Source organism: Kitasatospora sp. NPDC096204 (genome assembly GCF_044763205.1).
In the GTDB taxonomy this organism is placed as follows: Bacteria; Actinomycetota; Actinomycetes; order Streptomycetales; family Streptomycetaceae; genus Kitasatospora.
Genome location: NZ_JBIWFT010000011.1, coordinates 61,631 through 87,335, shown reverse-complemented (window position 1 = coordinate 87,335; position 25,705 = coordinate 61,631). Strand labels below are relative to the sequence as shown.

Sequence of the window (25,705 nt, the reverse complement as noted above, 5' to 3'; positions counted from 1 at the left end):
GCAGCCTCTGCCCGGCCGCTCCCGCGCTTCCTACGGTGATCACGTCCCGCCATCACCCGCCCCCTGGAGCAGCACCCGATGTCCCGTCCCACCGTCCACGCCGTCCACCTGGTGTCCCGCCCCGACGGCGCGCCCACCGCCGCGAACTTCGCCTTCGTCGACGAGACCGTCCCGGCCCTCGCAGCGGGCGAGGCCCTGGTCGAGAACCTCTACCAGTCCGTCGACCCGTACATGCGCGAGGAGATGGAGGAGGGCGGCTGGGAGCTGCACGCCCCGCTGGAGGGACGCACCCTCGGCCGGGTGGTGGAGTCCCGGGCCGACACCCTGCCGGTCGGGGCACTGGTCCAGCATCGCCAGGCGTGGCGCACCCACTCGGTGGTCACCGTGGAGCGGGCGAGCCTGCTGCCGGAGCTCGCCGGTGTCCCGCTCAGCGCCCACCTGTCGGTGCTCGGCGGCACCGGCCTGTCCGCCTGGGTGGCGCTGACCAGGATCGCCCGGCTCAGGGCCGGCGAGACGCTCTTCGTCTCGGCGGCCGCCGGCGGCGTCGGTACCGCCGCCGGACAGCTCGCCCGGCTGCTCGGCGCCGGCCGGATCGTCGGCAGCACCGGCTCCGCCGCCAAGGCCGCCCGGCTCGTCGAGCGGCTCGGCTTCGACGCCGCCTTCGACTACCACGACGGCCCGATCGCGGACCGCCTGCGCGAGGCCGCCCCCGAGGGGCTGCACGTCTACCTGGACAACGTCGGCGGCGACCACCTGGAGGCCGCCATCGGCGCCCTGCGCGAGCGCGGCCGGATCGCCTGGTGCGGCGCGGTCGCCCAGTACGACCGGCTCGGGGACCAGCCGGCCGCGCCGCGCAACCTCTTCGACGTGGTCGGGAAGAGCCTGCGACTGGAGGGCTTCCTGGTCCGTGACCACCTCGACGCCCGGCCGGAGCTCTACGACTTCCTGGTCCCGCACCTGCGCTCGGGCGCCGTCGTCCCGGACGAGACGGTCGTGGACGGCTTCGAGCGGGTGGTGGACGCCTTCCTCGGCATGCTGCGCGGCGCCAACACCGGCAAGATGCTGGTCCGGATCGCCGACTGACCCGGCTCCGGCCGGCTCACCGTGCTCACCCCGGCGGCCCTCACCCGGGCAGGCAGGCCAGTTCGAGCGCGGCGAGCCGGGCCGGGTCGGCCACCACCTCGTAGCCGGCCACCCTGCCGTCGGCGACCGCCAGCCGCAGCACCAGCCGCAGCCGCCCGCCCGGGGCGATCAGGATGCCGGGCACCCCGTCCACCAGCGCCACCGCGCCGTAGCGGGCCCGGCGGCCGAAGACCGTGGTCTCCCGGGCGACGGTCCCGGCGCCCCGCGCCACCAGGGCGCGGCCGGGCCCCAGCGCCGCCGGATCGGCCCGGCGCACCACGTCCGGGGCCAGGACGGCCAGCAGCTCCGCCATGTCCCCGCCCCGGGCGGCGGCCAGGAAGGCCTCCACCACCCGCCGGTGCCCGGCCAGCGGCTCCGGCGGCAGCGCGGCCGTCCCGCGGACCCGCTGCCGGGCCCGGCTGGCCAGTTTCTTGGCGGCGACCGGGGTCCGCCCGACGATCGGCGCGATCTGCTCGAAGGGCACCGCGAAGCCGTCGTGCAGCACGAAGGCGACCCGCTCGGCCGGGCCCAGCCGGTCCAGCACCACGAGCAGCGCCCGGCCCACCGACTCGACCAGCAGCGCCTCCTGCTCCGGCTCCGGGCCGTCGCCGACCGTGTCCGGCAGCGCCTCGCCGGTCGGTTCCTCCCGGCGCGCGGCGCGGGCCCGCAGCAGGTCCAGGCAGATCCGGGAGACCACTGTGGTCAGCCAGCCGGGCAGGTTGCCGATCTCGGCCGGATCGGCGCGGACCAGCCGCAGCCAGGCCTCCTGCACGGCGTCCTCGGCCTCGCCGGTCGAGCCGAGCATCCGCTGGGCGATCGCCCGCAGCCGCCCGCGCTCGGCCTCGAAGCGCCCGGCGAAGCTCCCGGCCTCGCCCTGCCCGGCCTCGCCGCGCTCCGCCGCCCGCCCTGCCGTCGCGGCCTCCGACCTCGCGTTCCGGTCCATCGGTCACCTTTCCTCGACGCGGCTCGTCACCGCTATGACGACCTGTCCTCCACCGAGGTGACCAGGAGACCCCCATGGCCTCCGCCACGCTGCTCCACCTGGACTCCAGCATCAGCCCGTCCGGCTCGGCGAGCCGTGCCCTGACCGCCCGCTTCGCCGACGCCTGGCGCGCCCGGCACGGCGCCGCCGTCCGGCACCGGCACCACGACCTGGCCGCCGACCCGGTGCCCCCGGTGGACGCCGCCTTCGACGCCCTCGGCCGCCGCGTCGAGCGCAAGGGCATCCTCCCGCTGGACGACATCGGCCGCCTCGCCGAGGGTCCGGACGAGGTGGGCGAGTGGGAGCGCAGCCGCCCGCTGATCGAGGAACTGCGGGCCGCCGACATCCTGCTGGTCGGCAGCCCGATGTACAACTACACCGTCTCGACCGGCCTGAAGGCGTGGATCGACCGGGTCACCTTCCCCGGCGTCCACCACGACCCGGAGACCGGCCGGCCGCTGCTGCGCGAGACCCGCGTGGTGGTCGTCGCGGTCCGCGGCGGCGGCTACGGGCCGGGCACGCCGCGCGCCCACTGCGACTTCCAGGTCCCGTACCTGCGGGCGTACTTCGACCGGATCGGGATCGCGCCGGAAAACCTCCACGTGGTCACCGCCGAGCTCACCAGGGCCGCGGACATCCCGGCGCTGAACGCCCTCCAGCCGCTCGCCGCCGAGTCGCTGGCGGCCGCCGAGGCCGCCCTCGACGAGTTGGCCGCGACGCTCCGGCCGCGGCCAACTACAGCGGGGTGACGGCCTTGAGCACCACCAGCAGGGCGATGGCGGCGTTGAGCGCGCACAGCGCCGACGCCGCCGTACCGATCGCCGCGACCATCGCCGCCAGGCCCGCCGGGGTCTTGGCCGGCGGCCAGTTGCGGGAGGTCGGCACCGGGCCGAGCAGCGCGGCGACCCGCCGCGGCACCGGACCGGCCGCGCCGGCCGGGGTGGCGAAGGCCGCGAAGCCGGGCACCGGGGCGGCGTGCGAGACCAGGGCCGCCCGGGCCACCGCCCGCGCGGTGATCCGGCGGTCCCCCACGGCCTGCGCCGAGTCCTCGTCCGCCCACCGCTCAGCGCTGTACGCCACCGCGTCCTGCAGGGGCCGCAGGAACGGATTGACGCAGGCGGCGAGCTGGGTGGCCAGCAGGTACCGGTGGTGCCGGTGGCGCAGGTGCGCCCGCTCGTGCGCGAGCAGCGCCTCGCGCTCGTCGGCGGCCAGGCCGTCCAGCATCCCGGTGGAGACCACCACCCGGCCCGGCGAGCCGGGCAGCGCGTAGGCGTACGGGCTGCGGTCCGGCAGCACCGCGAGGTCACCGGACCCGCCCGGCGCGGCGGGCAGCCCGCTCAGCGCCCGCCGGGCCCTGGTCCGCACCCGCAGGTGGCGGACGACCGTCCGGGCGCAGGCGAAGCCCACCAGGGCCAGCAGCCACATCGCGGCCGTGCCGACCGTCTCGTGGTACGGCAGCGCGGCCCGCACCTCCGGGTCGGACCAGCTGTCCGGCAGCGGGTTGCCGGGGATCTGCGCGGTGCCCACCACGCCGATCAGGCCGAGGCAGAGCACGCTGCACACCGCCATCACGGCGCTGATCACGGTCATCAGCCGGGCCGCGCCGCGCGGGTGCAGGTGCTGCTCGGTCAGACGCGCGATCGGGACCGCGGTGAGCGGCAGGACGAGCGGGAGGAAGACGAAGAGGCCCACGGGTCAGCCCTCACGGTCGGGCGCTGCCGGATCGGCGGACGCCGCGTCCAGCAGCGCCCGGAGCAGTTCCTCGTCGTGCGGCAGCAGCGCGCTGACGAAACTGGCCAGGACGGCGTCCCGGTCCGCCTCCCCGTCGAGCATCCGGCGCATCCGCAGCGCGGCCAGCCCGGCGGCGTCCGAGGAGGCCTGCCACAGGTAGGAGCGGCCGGAGCGGGTCCGGGTCACGGCGCTCTTGGCGTGCAGCCGGGACAGGATGGTCATCACCGTGGTGTACGCCAGGTCGCCGTCCAGGCGTTCCTGGACCCACCCCGCGGCGGCCGGGCCGGGCGCCTGCTGGAGCACCGCGAGCACCTGCGCCTCCAGCTCGCCCTGGCCGCGTCGCCGGGTCGGCGCGTCCCCGGTCGTCGGGGCGTGCCTCTGGTCTGCCATGACGGCCCACTCCCTCCGGATGCCGCACCCGGACCGCCGGGCGCGGGTTCATCCTAACGAGCGCGGGGCCGCGCCGACCCGGTCGGAGGCGGGGGTTCGGGGGCGTACGGCGCCCGGTGGCCCTACCGGACCTGGCCCGCCATCCGCTCCAGGCGGGCGATGCGCTCGGCCATCGGCGGGTGGGTGGAGAAGAGCTTCGCGCCGGCCTCGCCGGGGCGGAAGGGGCTGGCGATCATCATGTGGCTCGCGGTCTGGAGCTGCGGCTCGGGCGGGAGCGGCAGCTGCCGGGTGCCGGCGTCGAGCTTCCGCAGGGCGCTCGCGAGGGCGAGCGGGTCGCCGGTGATCCGGGCGCCGTCGGCGTCGGCCTGGTACTCGCGGGAGCGGCTGACCGCCATCTGGATCAGGCCGGCCGCGAGCGGGCCGAGGATCATGATGGCGAGCATCCCGAACAGTCCCGGGCCGTCGTCGTCCTCGCTGCGCCCGAACGGGATCAACCAGGCGAAGTTCACCAGGAACATCACCACCGAGGCGAGCGCCCCGGCCACCGAGGAGATCAGGATGTCCCGGTTGTAGACGTGGCTCAGCTCGTGCCCGAGCACGCCCCGCAGCTCGCGTTCGTCCAGGATCCGCAGGATGCCCTCGGTGCAGCAGACGGCCGCGTTGCGCGGGTTTCGGCCGGTGGCGAAGGCGTTCGGGGCCGGGGTCGGGGAGATGTAGAGGCGGGGCATCGGCTGGCGGGCCGAGGTGGAGAGCTCGCGGACGATCCGGTACAGCCCGGGCGCCTCGAACTCGCTGACCGGCCGGGCGCGCATGGCCCGCAGCGCGAGCTTGTCGCTGTTCCAGTAGGCGTAGGCGTTGGTCCCGAGGGCGACCAGCAGGGCGATCACGAAGCCGGTGCGGCCGAAGAGGCTGCCGATCACCAGGATCAGCGCCGAGAGGCCTCCGAGCAGGACGGCGGTCCTCAGTCCGTTGTGCCTGCTGTGCACGTCAGGCCCTCCATTGGTGCGGTGGGGAAGCCCTTTCTGCCTCGTCCCTCTTGCCCGGTCAACGGGTGGGGCCGGGGACCTTGTTCCCTTGTGACCGACGCGACACCGCCGGGCCGCACCCCCGACGGTGCCGCTGGACCGCCCCGCGGCACCGCGGCCCGGTCCGGCCGGCACTCAGAACAGCGAGCCGCCCGCCACCTGGAGGACCAGCTGCGGTGCTACCGAGAGGACCACGGCCGCCGAGGCGGTGAGCCCCAGGGTCGCGGTGAGGCTCACCGGCAGGCGGTGCCCGGCGGTGGCCTCCCCGAGGGGCGCGTCGCCCGCCGGGGCGAACAGCCGGGCCGTCCACAGCAGGTAGTAGTACAGGGCGACGACCACGTTGACGGCCATCACCACGGCCAGCCAGCCCAGCCCGGCGTCGACCGCCGCGCGGAACACCACGACCTTGCCGAACAGGCCGATCACGCCCGGCGGCAGCCCGGCCAGGCAGAGCAGGAAGAAGGCGAGCGCCAGCGCCGTCCAGCGGTTGCGGGAGAACAGACCGCGGAAATCGTCCACGCTGGTCCCGGCGCGGCGGCCGACGGCGGCGACCACCCCGAAGGCGCCGAGGTTCACCACGCCGTAGATCAGCGCGTACGCGGCGGTGGCGCCGAGCGGATCGACGCCGGTGGGCGCGTAGCCGGCCGCGGCGAGCGGCACCAGCAGGTACCCGGCCTGGCCGACCGAGGACCAGGCGAGCAGCCGCACCGCGCTGTACCGGGTGTCGAAGCGCTGCCGCAGCGCGCCGACGTTGCCGACGGTCATGGTGACGGCGGCCAGCACGGCGAGCACCAGGCCCCAGGTGTGGGCGTACGGGCGGAACGCGACGGTGGTGGCGAGGGCGAGCCCGGACAGGCCGGTCGCCTTGCCGACCACCGAGAGGTAGCCGGCCACCGGCAGCGGGGCGCCGGTGTAGGTGTCGGGCACCCAGAAGTGGAACGGGACGGCGGCGACCTTGAAGGCGAAGCCGACCAGGGTCAGCACCGCGCCCGCCTCGGCCAGCGGCTTGAGCTGCCCGGGGGCGTGCTCCAGGCCCTGGGCGACGGCGCCGAGGTGCAGGCTGCCGCTCGCCGCGTAGACGAAGCCGACGCCGAGCAGCATCACGGCGGTCGCGGTCACCGAGGAGACGAAGAACTTCAAGGCGGCCTCCGCGCCCCGGCCGTCCCGGCGCAGCGCCACCAGGGCGAAGGCGGGCAGCGAGGCGACCTCCAGGGCGATCACCATGGTGGCGAGGTCCCGGGAGGCGGGCAGCAGGGCGGCGCCGGTGGCGCTGGAGAGCAGCAGGAACCAGTACTCGCCGCGCGGCAGCTTCTCGCTCTCCACCGTGTGCGCCGACAGCAGCGCCGCGATCAGCGCGCCGCCGAGGGCGAGCAGCTGGAACACCAGGGCGAAGTGGTCGGCGACGTACGAGCAGCCGCCGTTGTCAGACCCCCCTGCTACGTTCTGCACACAGAAGGTCGCTCGGGGTGATCCGCCGGTGAGGGGAAGGAGCGCGATGAGGGCGAGGGCGAGTCCGGCCGCGGTGAGGCGGCCGAGCCACCGCTTGTGCCGCTCGGGCAGGAACAGGTCCGTGAGCAGCACGGCGAGGGCGGCCACGGCGGCGATCAGCGGGGGCGCGATCGCCACCCAGTCCACGGACTGGATCAGGCTGCCCGGGTTGGCTACGGCGAGGGAGGTCACAGTGTGCTGCCCCGTGGAGTGAGGTCCGAGTGCGGCGGTCTGGGCTGCGAGCACGGTCAGCCACCCCCGAGGAGGTGCTTGACGGCGGGATCGGAGAGGCCGAGCAGCAGCGCGGGCCAGAGGCCGGCGAGCAGGGTGAGCGCGGCCAGCGGCGTCCAGCTGACGGCCTCGTACGGGCGCAGGTCGGCGAGCTCGGCCACCGGTGCGGGCTGCCGGGGGTCCCCCATGCAGACGCGCTTGACCACGATCAGGAGGTACGCGGCGGTGAGGAGGGTGCCGAGGCCGGCCAGAACCATGTAGGTGACGAAGGCGGGGCGCGACAGGCCGTCGGCCGGGTCGAACGCGCCGAACATGGCGAGCAGCTCGCCCCAGAAGCCGGCCAGGCCGGGCAGGCCGAGGCTGGCGACGGCGGCGAAGGCGAGCAGCACGCCGAGCCGCGGGGCCCGGCCGTACAGGGCGGCGCCGGTGCTGCCGGCGAGGGTGTCGAGGTCGGCGGTGCCGTAGCGGTCCTTGAGCGCGCCGACGACGAAGAACAGCAGACCGGTGATCAGACCGTGGGCGATGTTGGCGAACAGCGCGCCGTTGACGCCCACCGGGGTGAGGGAGGCGATGCCGAGCAGCACGAAGCCCATGTGGCCGACGGAGGAGTACGCGATCAGGCGCTTGAGGTCGCCCTTGGCGCCGGGGCGCGCGAGCGCCAGGCAGGCCAGTGAGCCGTAGACGATGCCGACGGCCGCGAAGGCGCCCAGGTAGGGGGCCAGCGTGGCGGCGCCGTCCGGCACGACCGGGAGGAGGACGCGGACCAGGCCGTAGGTGCCCATCTTCAGCAGCACGCCGGCGAGCAGCACCGAGCCCACCGTCGGGGCGGCGGTGTGCGCGTCGGGCAGCCAGCTGTGCAGCGGCCAGGCGGGGGCCTTGACCGCGAGCCCGACCAGGATCGCCAGCGCGGCGATCACCTGGGTGGTGTGGCTCAGGCCGCTGCCGTGCGCGGTGGCCAGGGCCTGCATGTCGAAGGTGCCCGCCTTGCTGCCGATCAGCAGGAAGCCGAGCAGCATCACGGCCGAGCCGAGCAGCGTGTAGAGGATGAAGCGGTTGGCGGCCGGCACCTTCGCCCCGCTCCCCCAGCGGGCGATCAGGAAGTACATCGGGATCAGCACGATCTCGAAGGCCACGAAGAAGAGCAGGAGGTCCAGTACCGCGAAGGTGGCGAGCATGCCGACCTCGAGCAGCAGGAACAGCCCGACGAAGGCCTGCGCCGACGGGACGTCCGCCCCGTCCGGCAGTCGCTTCTCCGAGTACAGCGCGCAGAGGAAGGTGAGCAGCGCGGTCAGCACGACCAGCGGCAGCGAGACGCCGTCCACGCCGAGGTGGAGGCGCACGTGCAGGGCCGGGATCCAGGACACGTCGGTGGTGGCCTGCATCCGGGCGGGGTCGCCGTGGTCGAAGCCGGCCGCGAGGACGACGGTGAGCAGGAACACCGCGCCGGTGACGACGGTGTTCAGCCGCAGTGCCCGCCGGTCGGCCACGGCCCGGTCCGGCCCGAACACCGGCGCCAGGGTGAGTGCGGCACCGAGCAGCGGCAGCACCAGGAGGGCGATGAGGACTGCGTTCATCGGGGGCTCCCAGCAGCGGTCGAGGGGACGGAGGTGGAGGAGAGCAGCACCGGCTACACCGCCACCAGGACGGCCAGCAGGACGACGGCGGCCAGCAGGGCGCTGAGGTACGTCTGGGCGTTGCCGGTCTGCGCGAGCCGGACGGCCCGGCCGAGCAGGTTGGCGCCCGCCCCGCTGCCGCGCACATAGGTCTCGACGACCTCGCGGTCGAGGAAGCGGACCAGCTTGGCGGCGGCGCCCACCGGGCGGACGAACAGCGCGTGGTACAGCCGGTCGACGCCGAAGCCGTGCCGGGCCGGGCCGAACAGCGGGCCGAGCAGGGTGCGCCCGGGGTCGGCGACGATCACCTCGGCGGCCGGGGCGGCGCCCTGCTCGGGCACCCGGCCGGCGACGGCCGGGGCCGGGCGGCCGGTGCCCAGTCGGGCGGTCGCCGAACGCCAGGCGCCGTACGCGGCGAGCGCGCCGACGACGGCGAGCCCGGTTCCGGTGACGGCGGTGACGGCGGAGGGCCGCAGCGAGCCGCCGTCCAGCAGCGCGGGCAGCCAGTCCGAGCGCAGGCCGGCGATGCCGAAGCCCATGGTCGGCACGGCCAGCACCCACAGCGGCCAGCGCATCGCGGGCGGCTCGGCGGCGGCCGGGTCGGCCTCGTCGAGCTCGGGCGAGTACGGCGCGTCGGCCTCGTGGTCGGCCGCGACGGTGCCGCGGTCGGCGGCGGGCAGCACCTGCGGGGCGGCCGCGGCGGCCCCGGCCGGGCTGTGGAACGCGACCAGGAAGAGCCTGGCCGCGTACGCGGCGGTGAGCAGCGCGGTGAGCCCGGCGGAGATCAGCACGATCCACCCGGCGGCCTGCGGCACCGCCGAGGCCGGGCCGAGCCCGTTGGTCAGCGCTTCGCCCTTGGCGGCGTGCTCGGCGGCGGTCAGCACCGCCTCCTTGCTGAAGAAGCCGGAGAACGGCGGCAGCCCGACCAGGGCGACCAGCGCGATGCCCATCGTCCAGTAGGCGTCCGGCACCCGCTTGCGCAGCCCCGGGATGCGGGACATCGCGGAGATCGAGTTGGTGTGCGCGGCATGGATCACCACACCGGCGGCCAGGAAGAGCAGCGCCTTGAACGCGCCGTGGCTGACCAGGTGGAAGACCGAGGCCTCGCGGTCACCGCTGGCCAGCGCGCCGGCCATGTAGCCGAGCTGGCCGACGGTGGAGTAGGCGAGCACCCGCTTGAGGTCGTCCTGGGCGAGCGCGCAGAGCGCCGAGCCGATCATCGTCACGGCGGCCATCACCGCGAGCACGACCAGCGCCGCGCCCGACAGCAGGAACACCGGCAGCAGCCGGGCGACCAGGTAGATGCCGGCCGCGACCATGGTGGCGGCGTGGATCAGCGCGGAGACCGGCGTCGGGCCGGCCATCGCGTCCGGGAGCCAGGTGTGCAGCGGGAACTGCGCGCTCTTGCCGGCCACACCGGCGAGCAGCAGCAGCGCGGTCAGCGTGGGGTGCCCGAGCCGGCCCTCCGTCGCGGCCGCCAGCACGTCCGTGACGCGGAAGCTGCCGGCGTCCGCGCCGAGCAGGAAGATCCCGAACAGGAACGGCACGTCACCGAGCTTGGTGACCAGGAAGGCCTTCAGCGAGGCCGAGCGGGCGTCCGCGGTCTCCCAGTGGTGGCCGATCAGGAAGTACGAGCACAGGCCCATGACCTCCCAGCCGACCAGCAGCACGATCAGGTCGCCCGAGTAGACCACCAGGAACATCGCCGCGGTGAACAGCGAGACCAGCGCCGCGTACGAGGGGTAGCGCGGGTCCTCCTTGAGGTACGCGGTCGAGTAGACCTGGACGCAGGTGGCGACCAGGCCGACCAGCACCGAGATCAGCGAGCTGAAGCCGTCCAGGTGGAGCGCGAGCGCGATGTCCGGGCCGCCGGTCGGGGTGAGCCGGGTGGCGGCGTCCAGCGTCTGTCCGGTGCCGAGCTGGAGGACGACCACCAGGGCGAGCACCGCCGAGACGGCGACCGGGACGATCGCCAGCGGCCGGGCCAGCCCGGGCGCCTTCTTGCCGACGGCCAGGGTCGCGGCGGCGCCGAGCGCGGGCAGCGCCGGGACGAGTACGGGCAGGGCGAGGTTCATGCGGCGGCCTGGCCCTTCAGTGCCTCGGCTCCGACCGGCGCCTCGGCGTCGACCGGCGTCTCCTCGACGGCGAGCGCCTCGGCCGGGTCGCCGAGCGCGGTGGCCCGGTCGATGTCCGCGGTGCCCCGGGCCCGGAACAGCAGCAGGACGATGGCGAGCCCCAGCCCGATCTCGGCGGCGGCGACGGTGATGGTGAACAGGGTGAGCGCCTGCCCGGCGTGCAGCGAGTCCCGCAGCCAGGCGTCGAAGGCGACCAGGTTGAGGTTGACGGCGTTGAGCATCAGCTCGACGGACATCAGCACCAGGACGGCGTTGCGCCGGGCGAGCACGCCGTACACGCCGACGCTGAACAGCAGCGCGGCGAGGACGGCGGGGTAGGCGAGGTGCATCAGCCCTCCTGCTCAGAGGTCGACGGCTCAGAGGTCGACGGCTCGGCGGTCGGCTGCTCCGCGGTCGGCTGCGCCGCGGTCACCGGCTCGGCGGTCACCGGAACCGGCTTCGGCGTCGGCGTCGGCGCCGTCGCCGTCGCGGCGACCGTCCCGTTGGACCCGACCGGCCGCCCGGCGCGCAGCCTGCCCGCCCGGGGCGCCGGCACCCGCCGCTTGGAGCCGCGGGACAGCACGATCGCGCCGACCAGCGCCGCCAGCAGCAGCACGGACAGCGCCTCGAAGGGCAGCACCCAGTGCCGGAACAGGCTGGCCCCGGTGACGGCGGCCGAGCCGCCGCCCTGGCCGAGGTCGATCCAGGAGGTCCGGAAGGCGTCGACCACCAGCGTGACCAGCGTCCCGGCCGAGGCCAGCGCCACGACCAGCGCCACCCAGCGGTTCTTGGAGTCGGCGTCCGGCGAGCGCCCGATCGGCGCCTTGGTGAGCATCAGCCCGAACAGCACCAGGACGACCACCGAGCCGAGGTAGATCAGCACCTGCACCCAGGCGATGAACTCGGCCGTGAGCAGCAGGAACTCCACCGCCAGCCCGCCGAGCGCGACCACCAGCCAGAGCGCGGCGTGCACCAGCTGCCTGGTGGTCACCGAGACCACGGCCGAGCCGAGCACGGCGATGCCGACCAGCAGGAAGACGATCTCCTGCCCGGTCGGGGACAGGAACGAACGGGCGGCCGGCTCCAGGGAGCCGGTCGCCGCGAGAAGCGTGGTGGCACCGATCACGCGTCGTCACCCTTCTCCTCGGTAGCCGCTGCCGCGGCGGCCGCCGCGGCAGCGGCCGCCAGCTTGTCCGCCGCCTTGCGCGCGGTGGCGATCTCCTTGGGCTCCTCGGCCGCCGGGTCCAGCGCCGGCGGCGCGGGGACGGTCCACATCCACTCGCGGAGCTTCTCCCGCTCGTGGGTCAGCTCGTGGATGTCGGTCTCCGCGTACTCGAACTCCGGCGACCAGAACAGCGCGTCGAACGGGCAGACCTCGATGCAGATCCCGCAGTACATGCAGAGCGAGAAGTCGATGGCGAACCGGTCCAGCACGTTGCGGGTGCGGGCCCGGGCGTTCGGCTCGGCGGCCGGCAGCGTCTCCTTGTGGGAGTCGATGTAGATGCACCAGTCCGGGCACTCGCGCGCGCAGAGCATGCAGACCGTGCAGTTCTCCTCGAGCAGCGCGATGACGCCGCGCGAACGCGGCGGCAGCACCGGCTGCACGTCGGGGTACTGCGCGGTGACGCTCTTCCTCGTCATCGTCCGCAGCGTCACGGCCAGGCCCTTCGCGAGCCCGACACCGGGAAAACTCATGCGCCCACCTCGCTACGCTCGGCAGGGGCATTCGCCCATCCGCACCTAACGATGATTCGCTCGCTCATGAGATCGCCACCTTGATGATGCCGGTGAGGGCCAGCTGGACCAGCGCGAGCGGGATCAGCACCGTCCACGCGAAGCGCATCAGCTGGTCCTCGCGCAGACGCGGGTAGGTGACCCGCAGCCAGATGACCACGAAGGCCAGCGCGAAGGTCTTGAGGATCATCCAGAGCCAGCCGAGCTGGTCCGGCAGCGGTCCGTGCCAGCCGCCCAGGAAGAGCACCGCGGTCAGCGCGGACACCACCAGGATGCCCACGTACTCGGACAGCAGGAACAGGGCGAACCGCAGGCCGGTGTACTCGGTGTACGCCCCGAAGATGATCTCCGAGTCGGCGACCGGCATGTCGAACGGCGGCCGCTGGAGCTCGGCCAGACCGGCCGTGAAGAACACGAACGCGCCGATGATCTGCCAGGGCAGCCAGTACCACTCCCAGGCGTCCACGATCCCGGGCAGCGACAGCGTGCCGGCGGCCATCGCCACCGAGGCCGCCGCCAGCACCATCGGCAGCTCGTACGACATCAGCTGGGCGGCCGTGCGCAGCCCGCCGAGCAGCGAGAACTTGTTCGCCGAGGCCCAGCCGGCCATCAGCTTGCCGATCACGCCGACGCCCATCACGGCCAGCACGAAGAACAGGCCGGCGTCGACCGCCTGGCCGACGAAGCCGTTCGGGCCGACCGGGATCGCCAGCAGCACGAAGAGGTACGGCAGCAGCGAGACGGCGGGCGCCAGCTGGAAGATCCGGCGGTCCGCCCCGGCCGGGACGATGTCCTCCTTCTGCGCGAACTTCACGCCGTCCGCGACGAGCTGCGCCCAGCCGTGGAAGCCGCCCGCGTACATCGGGCCGAGCCGGCCCTGCATGTGCGCCATGACCTTGTGCTCGGTCTGGCCGATGACCAGCGGGAAGACGAGGAAGACGACGAGGGTGGCGACGCAGCGCAGCACCGTGTCGAGCAGGTTCACGCGCCGTCTCCGTCCTGGTCGGCCGCTCCGGCCGAGGTCTCGTCCTGCTGCCCGGCCGGCTCGCCCGGCTCGCCCGGCTCGCCCGACGGTTTCTCACCGGACGGCTTCCCGTCCGACGGCTTCTCGTCGTGGGCGGGCACCGGGTTGTGCCAGGGCGCGTCCGCGGACCGGGGCGCGTCGGACGGCCGGGGCCGTACCGGAGCCGCGGGCCCGGCCGTCGGCTCGGCCGCGGGCTCGACGGCCGGCTGGTCGGTCCCCTGGCCCGCCGCCTGGCTCGCCGACCCCTCCGACACCGACCTGGTCCGCCGCGGCCGGTCCGTCCGCACCGGCGGGGCGCCCTCGGCCGGAGCCACCGCGGGGGCCTCGGCGGCCGCCTGGCTCGCCGACCCCTCCGACACCGACCTGGTCCGCCGCGGCCGGTCCGCCCGCACCGGAGCGCCGCCCTCGGCAGCGGCACCGGTGGCGGCACCGGCACCGGCGGCCGCCCGGGGCGTCCGCGCCGCCGCACCCGCCGCCCGCGCACCGCGCGCGGGCCGCTCGGCGACCGGCGGCAGGGTGCCCTTGAGCGGCCCCCACTCGTTCGGGTCCGGCACACCGGCCGGCTGCATCTTGCGCCGGGCCGGCCCGCCGCCGTGGTCGGACTCGCCCGGCTCCTTGGCGCCCGGCCAGTCCTTGGCGACCCGGGCCGCGAGCACGAACTCCTTGCGCAGCGGGTGTCCCTCGAAGCCGTCCGGCAGCAGCAGGGTGACCAGGTGGGGGTGCCCGGGGAAGTCGATGCCGAACATCTCGTGGGTCTCGCGCTCGTGCCAGGCGGCACCCGCGTACACCCCGACGGCGGTCGGCAGCGCCGCCCCGTCGCGCGGCAGCCGGGTGCGCAGCGCGAGGTGCCGCACGCCCGGAGCCTCGACGGCGGCCAGGTGCGCGACCACGGAGAAGCCGTCGGCGAGCTCGTCGACGGCGCTCAGCCAGTCGAAGAAGCCCAGGCCCAGGACGTCGCGGGCGTTGGTGAGCGCCTCGATCCAGTGCTCGGCCGGGACGTCGACGGTGGTCAGCCCGTACGCCTCGGCGCCGGTCGCCCACTCCCCGACCGACGCCGCGTACTGCTCGGCGGAAGTCACGAGGCCCCTCCCTCGGTCGAAGGGCCGGCTCCCCCGGTCGGAGTACCAACCCCGGAAGCGGCCTGCGGCCCGGCCACCAGCGGGCGGCGCAGCGCCGCCGCGGGCGTGGTGTAGCGGTCCGGCAGGGACTCGGCGGCGATCTTCTCCTGGAGCTTGAGGATGCCCTGGAGCAGCGCCTCCGGCCGCGGCGGGCAGCCGGGCACGTAGACGTCCACCGGGATGATCTGGTCCACGCCCTTGGTGACCGAGTACGAGTCCCAGTAGGGCCCGCCGGAGTTGGAGCAGGCGCCGAAGGAGATGACGTACTTCGGCTCGGGCATCTGCTCGTAGAGGCGCTTGACGGCGGGCGCCATCTTGTCGGTGACGGTCCCGGAGACGATCATCAGATCAGCCTGACGGGGGCCGGGTGCGAACGGGATCACACCCATCCGGATGAAGTCGTGCTTGGCCATGGACGCGGCGATGAACTCGATCGCGCAGCAGGCCAGCCCGAAGTTGAAGCACCAGAGGCTGTAGCGGCGCCCCCAGTTGAGCACCACCTTGACCGGGTCCGGCGCGAGCCGGGCCAGCGGGCCTATGCCGCGGCGCTCGACGGCGCCGGGGCGCGCCGGGTCCGGCAGGCCGAGCGGGACGGGACCGCCCTGCGCGCCGCCGTGGGAGTGGGAGTGCGTCACGTCCATTCCAGAACACCCTTCTTCCAGGCGTACAGCAGCCCGACCGCGAGGAAGCCGATGAACAGGAACATCTCGATCAGCGTTCCGGCGCCGTACCCGGCGGACGCGAAGACGGTCGCCCAGGGGAACAGGTAGATCGCGTCCACCGCGAAGATCACGTACAGGAAGGCGTACACGTAGTAGCGGATCTGGGTGTGCGCCCAGTCCTCGCCCACCGGGTCCACTCCGCACTCGTAGGCGAGGAGCTTCTCGGGCGAGTACACCACGGGTCGCAGCAGCCGGTTGGCGGTGAACGCCACGGCGACGAAGAGCACCCCGACGACGGCCAGCAGGCCCATCGCGGCGTACGCGTCGAAGTAGCCGCTGCCGACCGCCGGGTCGGCCACGACGGCAGTCGCGTGCTTCCCCTCCATGCCTTCGCCTCCACCTCGGCCGTGAACCCGCCCTCAGGACAGTTCTACGACGTTTGCTCTCACAGGCCCAACCATGGCCAAAGCGTGAGTCTAAGGGGACCCCCGCGCTCCACCCGAACCCTGCCCGCTCCGCAAGACGGCCGCTGGACACCCCGGCGGACCTCCGGCACCCCGGCCCGGGGGTGGGGTTAACCCCCGGCTGGGAAGATGTATCACCCCCATGGCACCCACCGCCCGGCGTTCGGGAAGCTTGGTCCACCCGCACGACGAAGAGGGACGGTAGATCCGGATGAAGCCGCTGCACCGCGCCGTGGACGCCATCAAGGAGCAGGACGCTCGGATGGAGCGCCCGCCGCTGTACGGCACGAGGATGTGGCACCAGGTCGGCCGACTGCTGCTCAACCTGCCGCTCGGCGTCTTCGGCTTCGTCCTGGCCGTGACCACGCTGTCGGTCGGTCTGGGGCTGTCGATCACCGTGGTCGGCCTGCCGCTGCTGGCCGGCGGCCTGGCCGTCTCCCGCTCCCTGGGCGCGCTGGGCCGGCAGCGGGCCCGGGCGGCGTACGGCTCCGGGATCGACGAGCCGGAGCCGGTGAAGCCGCGCCGCCCCGGGGTGGTCGGCTACACCATCGCCCAGCTCACCGACCTGCTGAACTGGCGCTCGGCGCTCTACAACGTGCTGATGCTGCCGTGGGGCGTGCTCAGCTTCGCGCTGAGCCTGGTCTCGGTGATCGTGCTCTGGCCGGTGCTGCCCTGGGTGGTCCGCGGGCTGGCGGCGGTCGACCGCATCCTGATCGAGTCGCTGCTCTTCCCGGGCGCCCTGGCCGAGCGGGTGCGCGAGCTGGAGGACGACCGCGGCACCGTGGTCGACACCGCCGCCGCCGACCTGCGCCGGATCGAGCGCGACCTGCACGACGGCGCCCAGGCCCGGCTGGTCGCGCTGGCGATGGACCTCGGCATGGCCAAGGAGCGGCTGCGCGAGGTGGAGACCGAGGACGACGTGGCGGCCGCCGCCAGGATGGTCGACAACGCCCACGGCGAGGTGAAGCTCGCCCTCCAGGAGCTGCGCGACCTGGCCCGCGGCATCCACCCGGCGGTGCTCACCGACCGCGGCCTGGACGCCGCGCTGTCCTCGGTCGCCGCCCGCTGCACCGTCCCCGGCGGCGTCCGGGTGAACGTCGACCTGACCGGCGCGGACGGGCAGCCCGAGCGCCCGGACTCGGCGGTCGAGGGCATCGCCTACTTCACCGTCAGCGAGTTGCTGACCAACGTCTCCAAACACGCCGGCGCCCGCTCCGCATCGGTCGAGGTCTGGCGCTCGGACGACCAGCTGATGGTGCTGGTCCAGGACGACGGCAAGGGCGGCGCGGCCCCCTACCCGGGCAGCGGACTGGCCGGACTGGCCGAGCGGATCCGCGCGGTGGACGGGGTCTTCCTGGTGGAGAGCCCCGACGGCGGGCCGACCACCGTCACCGTCGAGCTGCCCTGGCGCACCCGCACCGCCCGCCGCTGACCGTCCCTCCCCCGGAACACGGCAAGGCGCCGGGACCCTGTCGTGGCGCGGACGGGGTCCCGGCGCCGGTCCGGTACGGCACCCGGCCCGCTGAACCCTTGCGCGGCGTGCGGCCCGGCGTCCCCGCACCGGGGCTCAGGGCGAGGTCTGGGCGGGCGCCAGTTCGCCGAGGGTGACGTCGACGGTCCTGGTCTCGCCGTTCCGGATGTACGTGACGGTGGTCTTGCTGCCCGGGCTGAGCGCGGCGAGAGCGGTGGTGAGCGCGTTCAGCGAGTCGACCTGGGTGTCGCCGATCTTGGTGATGACGTCCCCGACCTGGAGCCCCGCCGAGGCGGCCGCGCCGCCCGGGGTGACCGCCACGATGACCGCGCCGGTGGGCTGGAACTGCTGGTTGAAGCTGCTCCGGGCGGTGATGCCGAGCGCGGCCCGGCCGGAGTTGGTGACCTTGCCCTGCTTGATCAGCTGGTCGGCGATGTTGGTGATGGTGCTCGCCGGGATGGCGAAGCCGATGCCGGAGGCGGCCGCGCCGTTGGTCTGCGGCTCGGTCGCGGCGAGCGTGTTGATCCCGATCACCTTGCTGTCCAGGTCGGCCAGCGCGCCGCCGCTGTTGCCCGGGTTGATCGCCGCCGAGGTCTGCACCATGTTGCTGATCGTGGCGCCCGGCGACCCCGGGCCCTGGGGCTCGGCGACGGTCCGCCCGATGGCCGAGACGATGCCCTGGGTGACGCTGCTGGACAGGCCCAGCGGGCTGCCCATGGCGAGGGTGATCTGGCCGATCTGGACCTTGCTCGAATCGCCGAAGCTGGCCGGTTTGAGACCGCTCGGCGGGTTCTTCAGCCGGATGACCGCGAGGTCGGAGTCGGGGTAGCTGGCGACCAGGCCGGCGTCCAGCGCCGTGGTGCTGTTGGCGAGGGTCACCGTGAAGCCGGTCGCGGTGCCGACCACGTGGGCGTTGGTGACGATGTCGCCCTTGTCGTCGTAGACGATCCCGGACCCGAGGCTGTCGCCGGTGGTGATCTGCACCACGGAGGGCAGCACGTTGGCGATCACCGCCTGGTAGGCCTCCTGCAACTGGGTCCCGCCGTTCGTCGAGGCGGTCTGCGGGGAGCCGGCGGTCGTGGGCGAGGCGGTGGCGGCGAGGGTGGACGAGGAGGACGAGCCGCTGCTGCACCCGGCCGGCGCCAGCACGGCCACCAGTGCCACCGCCAGGACCCCCGGCAGCCGCCGGCCCCGCGCCCACGGCCCGATCGACCGCGGTCCGGCGGGCGGGGGGCTGGTGTGTTCCTTGTGACGGCGCACCTGGCTGCCTCCGATTCGTCACCGCGCCGAGCGGGCGCAGTCATGAGCGCACGGAAATCCTTGTCAGGTTTTCACCGTTTTGTCCGCCTTGTTACCCTGACTCGCCCGAACGTGGCGATCGAATCCGAACGCCTAGGATTCGGGCCATGACTTGGTTGATCACCGGCGGTGCCGGATACATCGGCGGACACGTCGTCCGACAGCTGCTCGACGCCGGGGAGCGCGTCGCTGTCCTGGACGACCTCAGCACCGGCGACGCCTCCCGGCTCCCGGCCGGCGTCCCCCTGATCGAGGGCTCCACCCTGGACCGCGCCGCCCTGGACGCCGCGATCCGCGAGCACGGCGTCGAGGGCATCCTGCACTTCGCCGCCAAGAAGCAGGTCGGCGAGTCCGTCGAGCAGCCGTTCCTGTACTACCGCGAGAACATGATCGGCCTCCAGACCGTCCTGGAGGCCGCCGCCGAGGGCGGGGTGAAGCGTTTCCTCTTCTCCTCCTCCGCCGCGGTCTACGGCATGCCGGACGTCGACCTGGTCACCGAGTCCACGCCCTGCGCCCCGATGAGCCCGTACGGCGAGACCAAGCTGGCCGGCGAGTGGCTGGTCGCCGCGGCCGGCAAGGCCCACGGCATGTCCACCGTGGCCCTGCGCTACTTCAACGTGGCCGGCGCCGCCTCCCCCGAGCTCTCCGACGCCGGGGTGTTCAACCTGATCCCGATGGTCTTCGAGCGGCTCACCGCCGGCGAGGCCCCGCGGATCTTCGGCGACGACTACCAGACCCCGGACGGCACCTGCGTCCGCGACTTCATCCACGTCTCCGACATCGCCTCGGCGCACGTCGCGGCCGCCAAGCGGATGGCCGCCGACCCGGCCGGCGCGACCTCCCTGGTGCTGAACATCGGCCGTGGCGAGGGCGTCAGCGTCAAGGAGATGCTGGAGGTGATCGGCAAGGTCACCGGCTACGACACCGCCGCCGAGGTGACCCCGCGCCGCCCCGGCGACCCGGCCCGGGTGGTGGCCTCCGCCGACCTGATCCACCGCGAGCTGGGCTGGACCGCCCGTCACGACGTGACGGAGATGGTCTCCTCCGCGTGGGACGGCTGGTGCAGCCGCCACCCCGGGGCCCGCAAGGCCTGATCCGGCCCGACCCGGCCGACCGGCCCGGCGGTGTCCGCCCCGCGCTTCAGCGGGCGGGCACCGCCGTGCCGTAGAAGGCGTCCAGCGCGTACACGCAGCGGTCCTTGGAGCCGACGAAGACCCGGCCGCCGACCGCCACCGGCGAGCCGGTGAGCTCGCCCTTGGTGCCGAGCTCCCAGCGCAGCTGACCGCTCGCCAGGTCCAGGGTGTGCAGCGAGTGGTCCCGGCTGCCCAGGTGGACCAGGCCGTCGGCCACCGCCGGGGAACCGACGATCTCGCCGCGGGCGGTGTAGCGCCAGCGCTCACGGCCGGTGGCCGCCTCGAAGGCGTACAGCACCTCGCCGTTGCCGACCAGCACCATGCCGTCCGAGACCACCACCGGGTCGGCGCCCTGGCGGCGGCCGGTCACCCCGCGCCAGCGGTCCAGGCCGGTGGCCGCGTCCAGCGCGTAGACCGTCCCCAGGTAGTCGGCCACGTAGACCGCGTCGGCGTCCAGGGCGGGCGGGGTGAACAGCACCACCGGGGCCTCGAAGCGCCAGCGCTCGGCCCCGCTGGCCGCGTCCAGCGCGTACACCCGGGTGCCGGCCGACACGTACAGCACGCCGCCGCGCTCGACCGGGTGCGAGGGCACGTCCTCGCCGACCTGGAAGGACCAGCGCAGGCCCGCGCCGCGCGGGTCGACGCAGCGCAGCCGACCACCGCCGTAGTAGTAGGCGGCGCCGCCCACCAGGACCGGTCCCGACTGGGGGTTCTCGTAGTCCTGCTGGGCGTCGTCGGCGCGCCACAGCTCGGCGCCGTTGGCGGCCGAGCGGAGCTGGACGCCGCCGCCCCTGATCCCGCAGCAGAGCACGCCCTCGGCGGCGGAGAGCGAGTACACCCAGCCGTCCAGCGAGGTGCGCCAGCGCTCGGTGCCGTCCGCGGCGTCCACCGTGTACAGGTGCGGGCCGTCCGCGGCGTGCACCCGGCCGGCGTCCACCGCGAGCGCCCAGGCGACGTCCCTGGTCTTGTAGCGGCGCTCGCCGGAGGTGATGTCCAGCGCGTGCACCTCGAAGCTGGAGACGAAGAGCGTGCCGTCGGCGACCACCGGGGTGCCCCAGACGTCGTTGGACATCCGGAACCGCCAGGGACGCCAGCGGGCGACCGGCGGGGGCGGCGGGGTGGGGGCCCGGCGGACCCAGTCCGTCGTGGCCGGGGCGGTGTTCGGGCCCGGCTGCTCGTACTCGGCCCGGGGCCCCGGACCTATCCGCACCGACGCGCCGGACAGCTGCACCTCGACGGAGCCGCCGGTCGGCGCCCGGTGCCGGTTCGGGGAGGCGATCTTCGCGGTCGGGATCTCGGCCTCGGAGGCCTGGCCCGGCCGCGGCAGGCTGTGCACCGGCCCGGCCGGCGACTGCGCGTGCCGCCCGCCCGGGTTGGTGCGCGGGTCGGCCGGTGCCGGGTGCTGCGGCGGGACGTGCGGGGGCGGCGCCTGCGGGTGCGGGGGCGGCTGGGGCGGCGCGGCCACCGGGCGCGGCGGCGGGGCGGCCGGGCGGCGGCCCCGCTTGCGCTCGATCAGCTCCAGCGCGTCGACCGGCAGCCAGTCCCCGGCCTCGCCGGAGGCGTCGTCCCGGGAGAAGAGGAGCGGGGCCAGCTCGGTCTGGATCTGCGCCGGGGTGGGCCGGCGCTCGGGGGCCTGCTGCATGCACGCGCGAACCAGGTCCATCAGCTCGGGCGGCATGCCGGTCAGGTCCGGCTCCTCGCGCAGCAGCTGGAACACCGTCTCGACCGGGTTGGTGCCCCGGTAGGGCGGGTGCCCGGTGGCGCAGAAGACCATCAGCGAGCCCAGCGAGAAGACGTCGCTGGCGCCCCGGACGGTCCGGCTGTCCCTGGCCTGCTCGGGGGACATGTAGGCGGGCGTGCCGACCGCGACGTTGGTCATGGTGAGCCGGGTGCTGGACACGCCGGCGGCGATGCCGAAGTCGATCACCTTCGGGCCGTCCTCGACCACCAGGACGTTGGAGGGCTTGAGGTCGCGGTGGATCAGCCCGGCCGCGTGGATGGACTGGAGGGCCTCCGCGATGCCGGCGACCAGCCAGCGGGTGGCCTCCACCGGCAGCGGGCCGCACTCCTCGACCAGGTCCTCCAGCGAGGGGGCCGGGATGTACGCGGTGGCCAGCCAGGGCACCCGGGCGTCCGCGTCGGCGTCCACCACGGCCGCGGTGTAGAAGCCGCCGACCGTCTTGGCCGCCTCGATCTCACGGGCGAAGCGGACCCGGAACAGCTCGTCCTCGGCCAGCTCACCCCGCACGGTCTTGATGGCCACCCGTCGCCCCGACGCGGAACGCGCCAGGTAGACCAGCCCCATCCCACCCGCGCCGAGCCGCCCCAGCACCTCGAAGGGCCCGATCCGCCTCGGATCGTGCGCCGTCAGCTGGTCCACTCCGCTGCCACCTCCCCGTTGTCCGCACCCGCCGCGTGGTGCCGGACCCGATTCTCCAATGCCGCCCCACGCATATCCAACCTCCCCCACCCGCCGGAACACGCCGTTCGGGCCCGGACGGCGCCCCGGACAGGCCCCTGACCAGCGAGGACGGAACGGCCGGATCCTGACGTCCGCTCCGGGGCGGCTTGCGCGCGGAGCCGCGGACCGTCCACTTCCGGACGACACCGCGATCCTCGGCCATCGTCACGCTCTGTCACTCGACCACCCCTCAGCGGACTCGCCGTCACGCTGTGAGGTCAAAAGCACACGGGGGGGCTTCAACAGGGGCTTCGAGGCCCGGTGAATATCCGTCCGAAGCGGTTCATGACGCTATAACCGACCCCCCGTGCGGAGTAATAGTCGCATCACCGAATCGCGCCAAGATCTTGCCACGGTAAGCTGACGGCATGACAGGACAAGTTCGCACCGTCGACGGTCGCGTCGCCGGGCGACGCGGACAGGAGACGCGGCAGAAGCTGCTCGATTGCCTCCGCGAGATGCTCAGCACGTCGCCCTATCGGGACGTCAAGGTCATCGACGTCGCCCGTATGGCGGGTACCTCCCCCGCGACCTTCTACCAGTACTTCCCGGATGTCGAGGGCGCTGTCCTCGAAATCGCCGAGGAAATGGCCAAGGACGCCGACCAGCTCAAAGAGCTGGTGGCCGGAAAGTCCTGGGCAGGGAAGTCCGGACCGACCACTTCGGAAGAACTGGTCGACGGATTCCTCGCCTTCTGGCGCAAGAACGACGCCATTCTCCGAGTGGTCACGCTCGGTGCCGCCGAAGGGGACAAGCGGTTCTTCAAGATCCGCATGACGGTCCTCAACGCGGTCGCCAAGCCGCTCGCCGAGGCCGTCAGGGAACTCCAGGCGAAGGGCCAGGCCGACAAGTCGCTCGACCCGAACGCCGTGGCCGGGGCCCTGGTCTCGCTGCTCGCTTCGGCGGCCGAGCACCAGAAGGCCTTCACCTCCTGGGGCGTCAAGGTCAAGGACCTCAAGCCCAACCTCGCTCCCCTGGTGTACCTGGGCGTCACCGGCAAGAAGGCGCCCAAGTAGGACCGTCCTCCGATCCACCATCCGCTCCGCGCGCAGCCCCGGCCTCCTGTCCGGGGTACGACGGACGGCGGCCGTGTCCTCGGGGGAGGTCCGCCGACGTACCGCACGCGCGCCAGACATGCCGGTGGGCGGGCACCCGTGACAGGGTGCCCGCCCACCGGCGTGTTCGGGTCCGGACGGCGCCGCGGCACCTCCGGGCGGCCCCACGGGGCCGCGCGGGGCCGTGGCGTCAGGGGCAGCGCACCACCTGGCCGGCGTAGGCCAGGCCGCCGCCGAAGCCGAAGAGCAGGACCGGGTCGCCGGGCGAGAGCTCGCCGCGCTCGACCAGCTTGGAGAAGGCGAGCGGGATCGAGGCGGCCGAGGTGTTGCCGGAGTGGACCACGTCCCGGGCCACCACCGCGTCCTCGCCGAGGCCCAGCTTGCCGGCGATCGCGTCGATGATCCGCAGGTTGGCCTGGTGCGGGACGAAGCCCTTCAGCTCGGACGGGTCGATCCCGGCCCGCTCGCAGGCCTGGCGGGCCAGCGGGGCGAGCTGGGTGGTGGCCCAGCGGAAGACCGACTGGCCCTGCTGGCTGATCACCGGGTCCCAGCCGGTGATCACCACGGCGTCACCCCGCTCCGGCTCCGAGCCCCAGACCACCGGCCCGATGCCGGGCTCGGCGCCGTCCTCCTGGGCCTCGACCACCGCGGCGCCCGCGCCGTCACCGAAGATCACGCAGGTGGAGCGGTCGGTCCAGTCGAGGGTGTCGGACATCCGCTCGGCGCCGATCACCACGGCCCGGCGGGCCGCGCCGGCCCGGATCGCGTGGTCGGCGGTGGCCAGGGCGTACGAGAAGCCGGAGCAGACCGTGTTGATGTCGTACGCGGCGGGCGAGCGCACGCCCAGCCGGGCGGCGACGGCCGCGGCGGTGTTGGGGCTGCGCTCGATCGCGGTGCAGGTGGCGACCACGACGAGGTCGATCTCCGCCGCCGTCCGGCCGCTGTTGGCGAGCGCCTTCTGGGCGGCCTCGGTGGCGAGGTCGACCAGGGTCTCGGCCTCGGCGATGTGCCGGGTGCGGATGCCCACGCGGGTGCGGATCCACTCGTCGTCCGTGTCGACCAGCGCCGCCAGGTCGTCGTTGGTGAGGACCTTGGGGGGCTGGTAGTGGCCGAGTGCCACAATGCGCGAACCGCTCATACTGCCATGGAACCGGGTTACCCGCTGGTCAGCATGGTATGACCGGTGACAGGATCCGCCCCCTCGATCTGTAGGAGGTCGACAAGGGCCCTTGCGGCGCCCGGGTTCCACGTACGCCGAGGTCAGGCGGCCAGAGTGGGTGCGTCGCCCATCACGATGACCGGGTGGGCCGCCGGGTCCAAGGTGCGGATCAGCTGGGCCATCTTGTCCTCGGGGATCGACACGCAGCCGTGGGTCGGGCCGTCGTGGTCCACGTGGAGCCAGATGCCGCCGCCCTTCTTGGGGCCCATCGGGCGGCGCGGGTCGAGCGGGGACTTGCCGGCGACACGGTTGTAGTTGATCGCGACCACGTAGTCGAAGGAGCCCTCCAGCTGGTCGCCGAAGAAGCCCGTGCCGGAGACCACGAAGCTCGGGTCCTTGTCGTACGGGAGCTTGCCGCCCGGATCCGCCTTGCGGCCGCCCGCGTCGGTGAGGCCGAAGACGCCGATCGGGCTGCGCAGGTCGCCCTCGTTGTGGTCGGCGGTCCAGCCGTTCTTGCCGTTGTGGCCCTGCCAGGTCTCGCCGGCCAGCCAGCGGCCCTCGGGGGTGCGGGTCCAGAGGGTGACGGTGTTCTTGTCGGTGTTCTTGTCCTGGCCGGAGGCGACCACGACCTGGGTGGTCTCGGCGGGGATCTTCGCGGTGAAGGTCGCGCCGAGGCCGGGTATCGCGGCGACCGAGCCGTCCGCGCGGGTCTGGCTGCGGTCCGCGGCCGGGGCGGCGGCCTTCCGGTCGGAGGCGGCCTGGACGGCCGCCGGGGCCGGCTGGTCGGGCTTGCTGACGCCCTCCGGTCCCGGGCCGTCGGCGGCAGCGATGCCGGGCTTGGCGTCGTCCTGGCCGACGGCGTACCAGCCCGCGGTGGCGGCGACCAGCAGGGCGGTGCCGGCCATCATGGCCTTGCCGTGACGTTTCTGCTTCGCCTTGCGCCGCCGTCCCCGGGCGGCCGCCCGGGAAGCCGGCGCGGGCGCGACGGGCGCGGCGGCGAGCACGACGGGCTCGGGCTCGTAGGAGACCGGCTCGTAGGAGACCGGCTGGTAGGCGGCCGGCTCGTGGGCGACGGGCTCGTGGGCGACGGGCGCCGCGGCGGGCTCCGCCTCGTGGTAGACGGACTCGGAGAACGGCTCGGCGACGGGCTCGGCCTGGTACGCCTGGTACTGCGGGTACGGCTGGCCGTACGCCTCGTAGTACCCGTCTGACGCCTGGCCGTACGGCTGGTACTGGCCGTAGTCCTCCTGCCGGACCGGCTGCTGGTACGGCGGGAAGCCCTCGTACTGCTGGTGCGGCATCAGGTCGACCGGCTCCTGCGACGGCTGGTGCGGCGGGTACGCGGTGGCACGATCAGAACCGGACATGCCTTCGATCCTGCCAAACGCCGTACCCGTTGGTAAACCCGGGCCTCGTGCGGAGGCCGTGA

Annotated in this window: 23 protein-coding genes; 5 read left to right on the top strand and 18 right to left on the bottom strand. The window is 74.0% G+C overall.

Annotated elements, in window-relative coordinates:
* Positions 1 to 78 precede the first annotated feature (78 nt).
* Positions 79 to 1,083 carry an NADP-dependent oxidoreductase gene (locus ACIQ87_RS14410; RefSeq protein ID WP_402405938.1) on the top strand — a complete coding sequence of 335 codons (1,005 nt, stop codon included), beginning with the start codon at positions 79 to 81 and terminating at the stop codon, positions 1,081 to 1,083.
* A gap of 40 nt (positions 1,084 to 1,123) precedes the next feature.
* Here the strand turns inward: ACIQ87_RS14410 and ACIQ87_RS14405 are convergent, their stop codons facing one another.
* On the bottom strand, positions 1,124 to 2,065 hold the full coding sequence (locus ACIQ87_RS14405; RefSeq protein ID WP_402405936.1) for a sigma-70 family RNA polymerase sigma factor: 942 nt from the start codon (positions 2,063 to 2,065) through the stop codon (positions 1,124 to 1,126).
* 74 nt (positions 2,066 to 2,139) lie between these two features.
* Between ACIQ87_RS14405 and ACIQ87_RS14400 the strand changes: the two genes are divergently transcribed.
* Entirely contained in the window at positions 2,140 to 2,853 is a 714-nt protein-coding gene (locus ACIQ87_RS14400; protein WP_402405934.1) for an NAD(P)H-dependent oxidoreductase, read from the top strand.
* Here ACIQ87_RS14400 and ACIQ87_RS14395 read toward each other — a convergent pair.
* From ACIQ87_RS14395 to ACIQ87_RS14335, 13 genes are all read right to left on the bottom strand, one after another.
* Positions 2,840 to 3,796 carry a M48 family metalloprotease gene (locus ACIQ87_RS14395; RefSeq protein WP_402405932.1) on the bottom strand — a complete coding sequence of 319 codons (957 nt, stop codon included), beginning with the start codon at positions 3,794 to 3,796 and terminating at the stop codon, positions 2,840 to 2,842. The genes ACIQ87_RS14400 and ACIQ87_RS14395 overlap by 14 nt on opposite strands.
* A gap of 3 nt (positions 3,797 to 3,799) precedes the next feature.
* Positions 3,800 to 4,225 carry a BlaI/MecI/CopY family transcriptional regulator gene (locus ACIQ87_RS14390; RefSeq protein ID WP_402405930.1) on the bottom strand — a complete coding sequence of 142 codons (426 nt, stop codon included), beginning with the start codon at positions 4,223 to 4,225 and terminating at the stop codon, positions 3,800 to 3,802.
* Positions 4,226 to 4,347: 122 nt separating this feature from the next.
* Positions 4,348 to 5,211 (bottom strand): zinc metalloprotease HtpX, encoded by an 864-nt coding sequence (htpX, locus tag ACIQ87_RS14385; RefSeq protein ID WP_402405928.1) that lies wholly within the window; start codon positions 5,209 to 5,211, stop codon positions 4,348 to 4,350.
* A gap of 174 nt (positions 5,212 to 5,385) precedes the next feature.
* The gene (locus ACIQ87_RS14380) at positions 5,386 to 6,930 is read right to left on the bottom strand and encodes an NADH-quinone oxidoreductase subunit N (protein ID WP_402405926.1); all 1,545 of its coding nucleotides are present in this window, start codon (positions 6,928 to 6,930) and stop codon (positions 5,386 to 5,388) included.
* Positions 6,931 to 6,986: 56 nt separating this feature from the next.
* Positions 6,987 to 8,543: a NuoM family protein gene (locus ACIQ87_RS14375; RefSeq protein ID WP_402405924.1), complete on the bottom strand. Its 1,557-nt coding sequence runs from the start codon at positions 8,541 to 8,543 to the stop codon at positions 6,987 to 6,989.
* A 53-nt stretch (positions 8,544 to 8,596) separates the two neighbouring features.
* A complete protein-coding gene (locus ACIQ87_RS14370) occupies positions 8,597 to 10,657 on the bottom strand; it encodes an NADH-quinone oxidoreductase subunit L (RefSeq protein WP_402405922.1) in 2,061 nt (686 codons plus the stop codon).
* Positions 10,654 to 11,046, bottom strand: a complete 393-nt coding sequence (gene nuoK / locus ACIQ87_RS14365; RefSeq protein WP_392867561.1) for an NADH-quinone oxidoreductase subunit NuoK — start codon at positions 11,044 to 11,046, stop codon at positions 10,654 to 10,656. The genes ACIQ87_RS14370 and nuoK overlap by 4 nt, the downstream gene beginning before the upstream one ends.
* Entirely contained in the window at positions 11,046 to 11,822 is a 777-nt protein-coding gene (locus ACIQ87_RS14360) for an NADH-quinone oxidoreductase subunit J (RefSeq protein ID WP_402405920.1), read from the bottom strand. Before ACIQ87_RS14360 ends, nuoK begins: the two co-directional genes overlap by 1 nt.
* Positions 11,819 to 12,391, bottom strand: a complete 573-nt coding sequence (locus ACIQ87_RS14355) for a NuoI/complex I 23 kDa subunit family protein (RefSeq protein WP_392867566.1) — start codon at positions 12,389 to 12,391, stop codon at positions 11,819 to 11,821. Before ACIQ87_RS14355 ends, ACIQ87_RS14360 begins: the two co-directional genes overlap by 4 nt.
* Before the next feature lie 64 nt (positions 12,392 to 12,455).
* Positions 12,456 to 13,415, bottom strand: a complete 960-nt coding sequence (gene nuoH, locus ACIQ87_RS14350; protein ID WP_402405918.1) for an NADH-quinone oxidoreductase subunit NuoH — start codon at positions 13,413 to 13,415, stop codon at positions 12,456 to 12,458.
* On the bottom strand, positions 13,412 to 14,533 hold the full coding sequence (locus ACIQ87_RS14345) for an NADH-quinone oxidoreductase subunit C (protein WP_402405916.1): 1,122 nt from the start codon (positions 14,531 to 14,533) through the stop codon (positions 13,412 to 13,414). Before ACIQ87_RS14345 ends, nuoH begins: the two co-directional genes overlap by 4 nt.
* Entirely contained in the window at positions 14,530 to 15,213 is a 684-nt protein-coding gene (locus ACIQ87_RS14340) for an NADH-quinone oxidoreductase subunit B (protein ID WP_402405914.1), read from the bottom strand. Before ACIQ87_RS14340 ends, ACIQ87_RS14345 begins: the two co-directional genes overlap by 4 nt.
* Positions 15,204 to 15,620, bottom strand: coding sequence for an NADH-quinone oxidoreductase subunit A (locus ACIQ87_RS14335; RefSeq protein ID WP_402405912.1), 417 nt, complete (start codon positions 15,618 to 15,620; stop codon positions 15,204 to 15,206). Before ACIQ87_RS14335 ends, ACIQ87_RS14340 begins: the two co-directional genes overlap by 10 nt.
* Positions 15,621 to 15,960: 340 nt before the next feature.
* On the opposite strand from ACIQ87_RS14335, the gene ACIQ87_RS14330 reads away from it, so the two are divergent.
* Complete coding sequence (locus ACIQ87_RS14330) at positions 15,961 to 17,130, top strand: sensor histidine kinase (RefSeq protein ID WP_402406116.1); 1,170 nt, start codon at positions 15,961 to 15,963, stop codon at positions 17,128 to 17,130.
* A gap of 135 nt (positions 17,131 to 17,265) precedes the next feature.
* Here the strand turns inward: ACIQ87_RS14330 and ACIQ87_RS14325 are convergent, their stop codons facing one another.
* Positions 17,266 to 18,339: a S1C family serine protease gene (locus ACIQ87_RS14325; protein WP_402406115.1), complete on the bottom strand. Its 1,074-nt coding sequence runs from the start codon at positions 18,337 to 18,339 to the stop codon at positions 17,266 to 17,268.
* Between the two features lie 236 nt (positions 18,340 to 18,575).
* On the opposite strand from ACIQ87_RS14325, the gene galE reads away from it, so the two are divergent.
* Complete coding sequence (gene galE / locus ACIQ87_RS14320) at positions 18,576 to 19,562, top strand: UDP-glucose 4-epimerase GalE (RefSeq protein ID WP_402405910.1); 987 nt, start codon at positions 18,576 to 18,578, stop codon at positions 19,560 to 19,562.
* A 46-nt stretch (positions 19,563 to 19,608) separates the two neighbouring features.
* Here galE and ACIQ87_RS14315 read toward each other — a convergent pair whose 3' ends face one another.
* The gene (locus tag ACIQ87_RS14315; protein ID WP_402405909.1) at positions 19,609 to 21,981 is read right to left on the bottom strand and encodes a PQQ-binding-like beta-propeller repeat protein; all 2,373 of its coding nucleotides are present in this window, start codon (positions 21,979 to 21,981) and stop codon (positions 19,609 to 19,611) included.
* A gap of 449 nt (positions 21,982 to 22,430) precedes the next feature.
* Between ACIQ87_RS14315 and ACIQ87_RS14310 the strand changes: the two genes are divergently transcribed.
* Positions 22,431 to 23,078: a TetR family transcriptional regulator gene (locus tag ACIQ87_RS14310; protein ID WP_049651546.1), complete on the top strand. Its 648-nt coding sequence runs from the start codon at positions 22,431 to 22,433 to the stop codon at positions 23,076 to 23,078.
* A gap of 229 nt (positions 23,079 to 23,307) precedes the next feature.
* Here the strand turns inward: ACIQ87_RS14310 and ACIQ87_RS14305 are convergent, their stop codons facing one another.
* Positions 23,308 to 24,255: a beta-ketoacyl-ACP synthase III gene (locus ACIQ87_RS14305; RefSeq protein ID WP_402405907.1), complete on the bottom strand. Its 948-nt coding sequence runs from the start codon at positions 24,253 to 24,255 to the stop codon at positions 23,308 to 23,310.
* Between the two features lie 122 nt (positions 24,256 to 24,377).
* A complete protein-coding gene (locus ACIQ87_RS14300) occupies positions 24,378 to 25,643 on the bottom strand; it encodes a L,D-transpeptidase family protein (RefSeq protein ID WP_402405906.1) in 1,266 nt (421 codons plus the stop codon).
* Positions 25,644 to 25,705: the final 62 nt, after the last annotated feature.

Excerpts from the sequence above, each read along its gene's own strand:
- ACIQ87_RS14410 (WP_402405938.1), top strand. The coding sequence starts at position 79 with ATGTCCCGTCCCACCGTCCACGCCGTCCACCTGGTGTCCCGCCCCGAC.
- ACIQ87_RS14405 (WP_402405936.1), bottom strand. The coding sequence starts at position 2,065 with ATGGACCGGAACGCGAGGTCGGAGGCCGCGACGGCAGGGCGGGCGGCG.
- ACIQ87_RS14400 (WP_402405934.1), top strand. The coding sequence starts at position 2,140 with ATGGCCTCCGCCACGCTGCTCCACCTGGACTCCAGCATCAGCCCGTCC.
- ACIQ87_RS14390 (WP_402405930.1), bottom strand. The coding sequence starts at position 4,225 with ATGGCAGACCAGAGGCACGCCCCGACGACCGGGGACGCGCCGACCCGG.
- ACIQ87_RS14375 (WP_402405924.1), bottom strand. The coding sequence starts at position 8,543 with ATGAACGCAGTCCTCATCGCCCTCCTGGTGCTGCCGCTGCTCGGTGCC.
- ACIQ87_RS14370 (WP_402405922.1), bottom strand. The coding sequence starts at position 10,657 with ATGAACCTCGCCCTGCCCGTACTCGTCCCGGCGCTGCCCGCGCTCGGC.
- nuoK (WP_392867561.1), bottom strand. The coding sequence starts at position 11,046 with ATGCACCTCGCCTACCCCGCCGTCCTCGCCGCGCTGCTGTTCAGCGTC.
- ACIQ87_RS14355 (WP_392867566.1), bottom strand. The coding sequence starts at position 12,391 with ATGAGTTTTCCCGGTGTCGGGCTCGCGAAGGGCCTGGCCGTGACGCTG.
- ACIQ87_RS14340 (WP_402405914.1), bottom strand. The coding sequence starts at position 15,213 with ATGGACGTGACGCACTCCCACTCCCACGGCGGCGCGCAGGGCGGTCCC.
- ACIQ87_RS14335 (WP_402405912.1), bottom strand. The coding sequence starts at position 15,620 with ATGGAGGGGAAGCACGCGACTGCCGTCGTGGCCGACCCGGCGGTCGGC.
- ACIQ87_RS14330 (WP_402406116.1), top strand. The coding sequence starts at position 15,961 with ATGGAGCGCCCGCCGCTGTACGGCACGAGGATGTGGCACCAGGTCGGC.
- galE (WP_402405910.1), top strand. The coding sequence starts at position 18,576 with ATGACTTGGTTGATCACCGGCGGTGCCGGATACATCGGCGGACACGTC.
- ACIQ87_RS14310 (WP_049651546.1), top strand. The coding sequence starts at position 22,431 with ATGACAGGACAAGTTCGCACCGTCGACGGTCGCGTCGCCGGGCGACGC.
- ACIQ87_RS14305 (WP_402405907.1), bottom strand. The coding sequence starts at position 24,255 with ATGAGCGGTTCGCGCATTGTGGCACTCGGCCACTACCAGCCCCCCAAG.
- ACIQ87_RS14300 (WP_402405906.1), bottom strand. The coding sequence starts at position 25,643 with ATGTCCGGTTCTGATCGTGCCACCGCGTACCCGCCGCACCAGCCGTCG.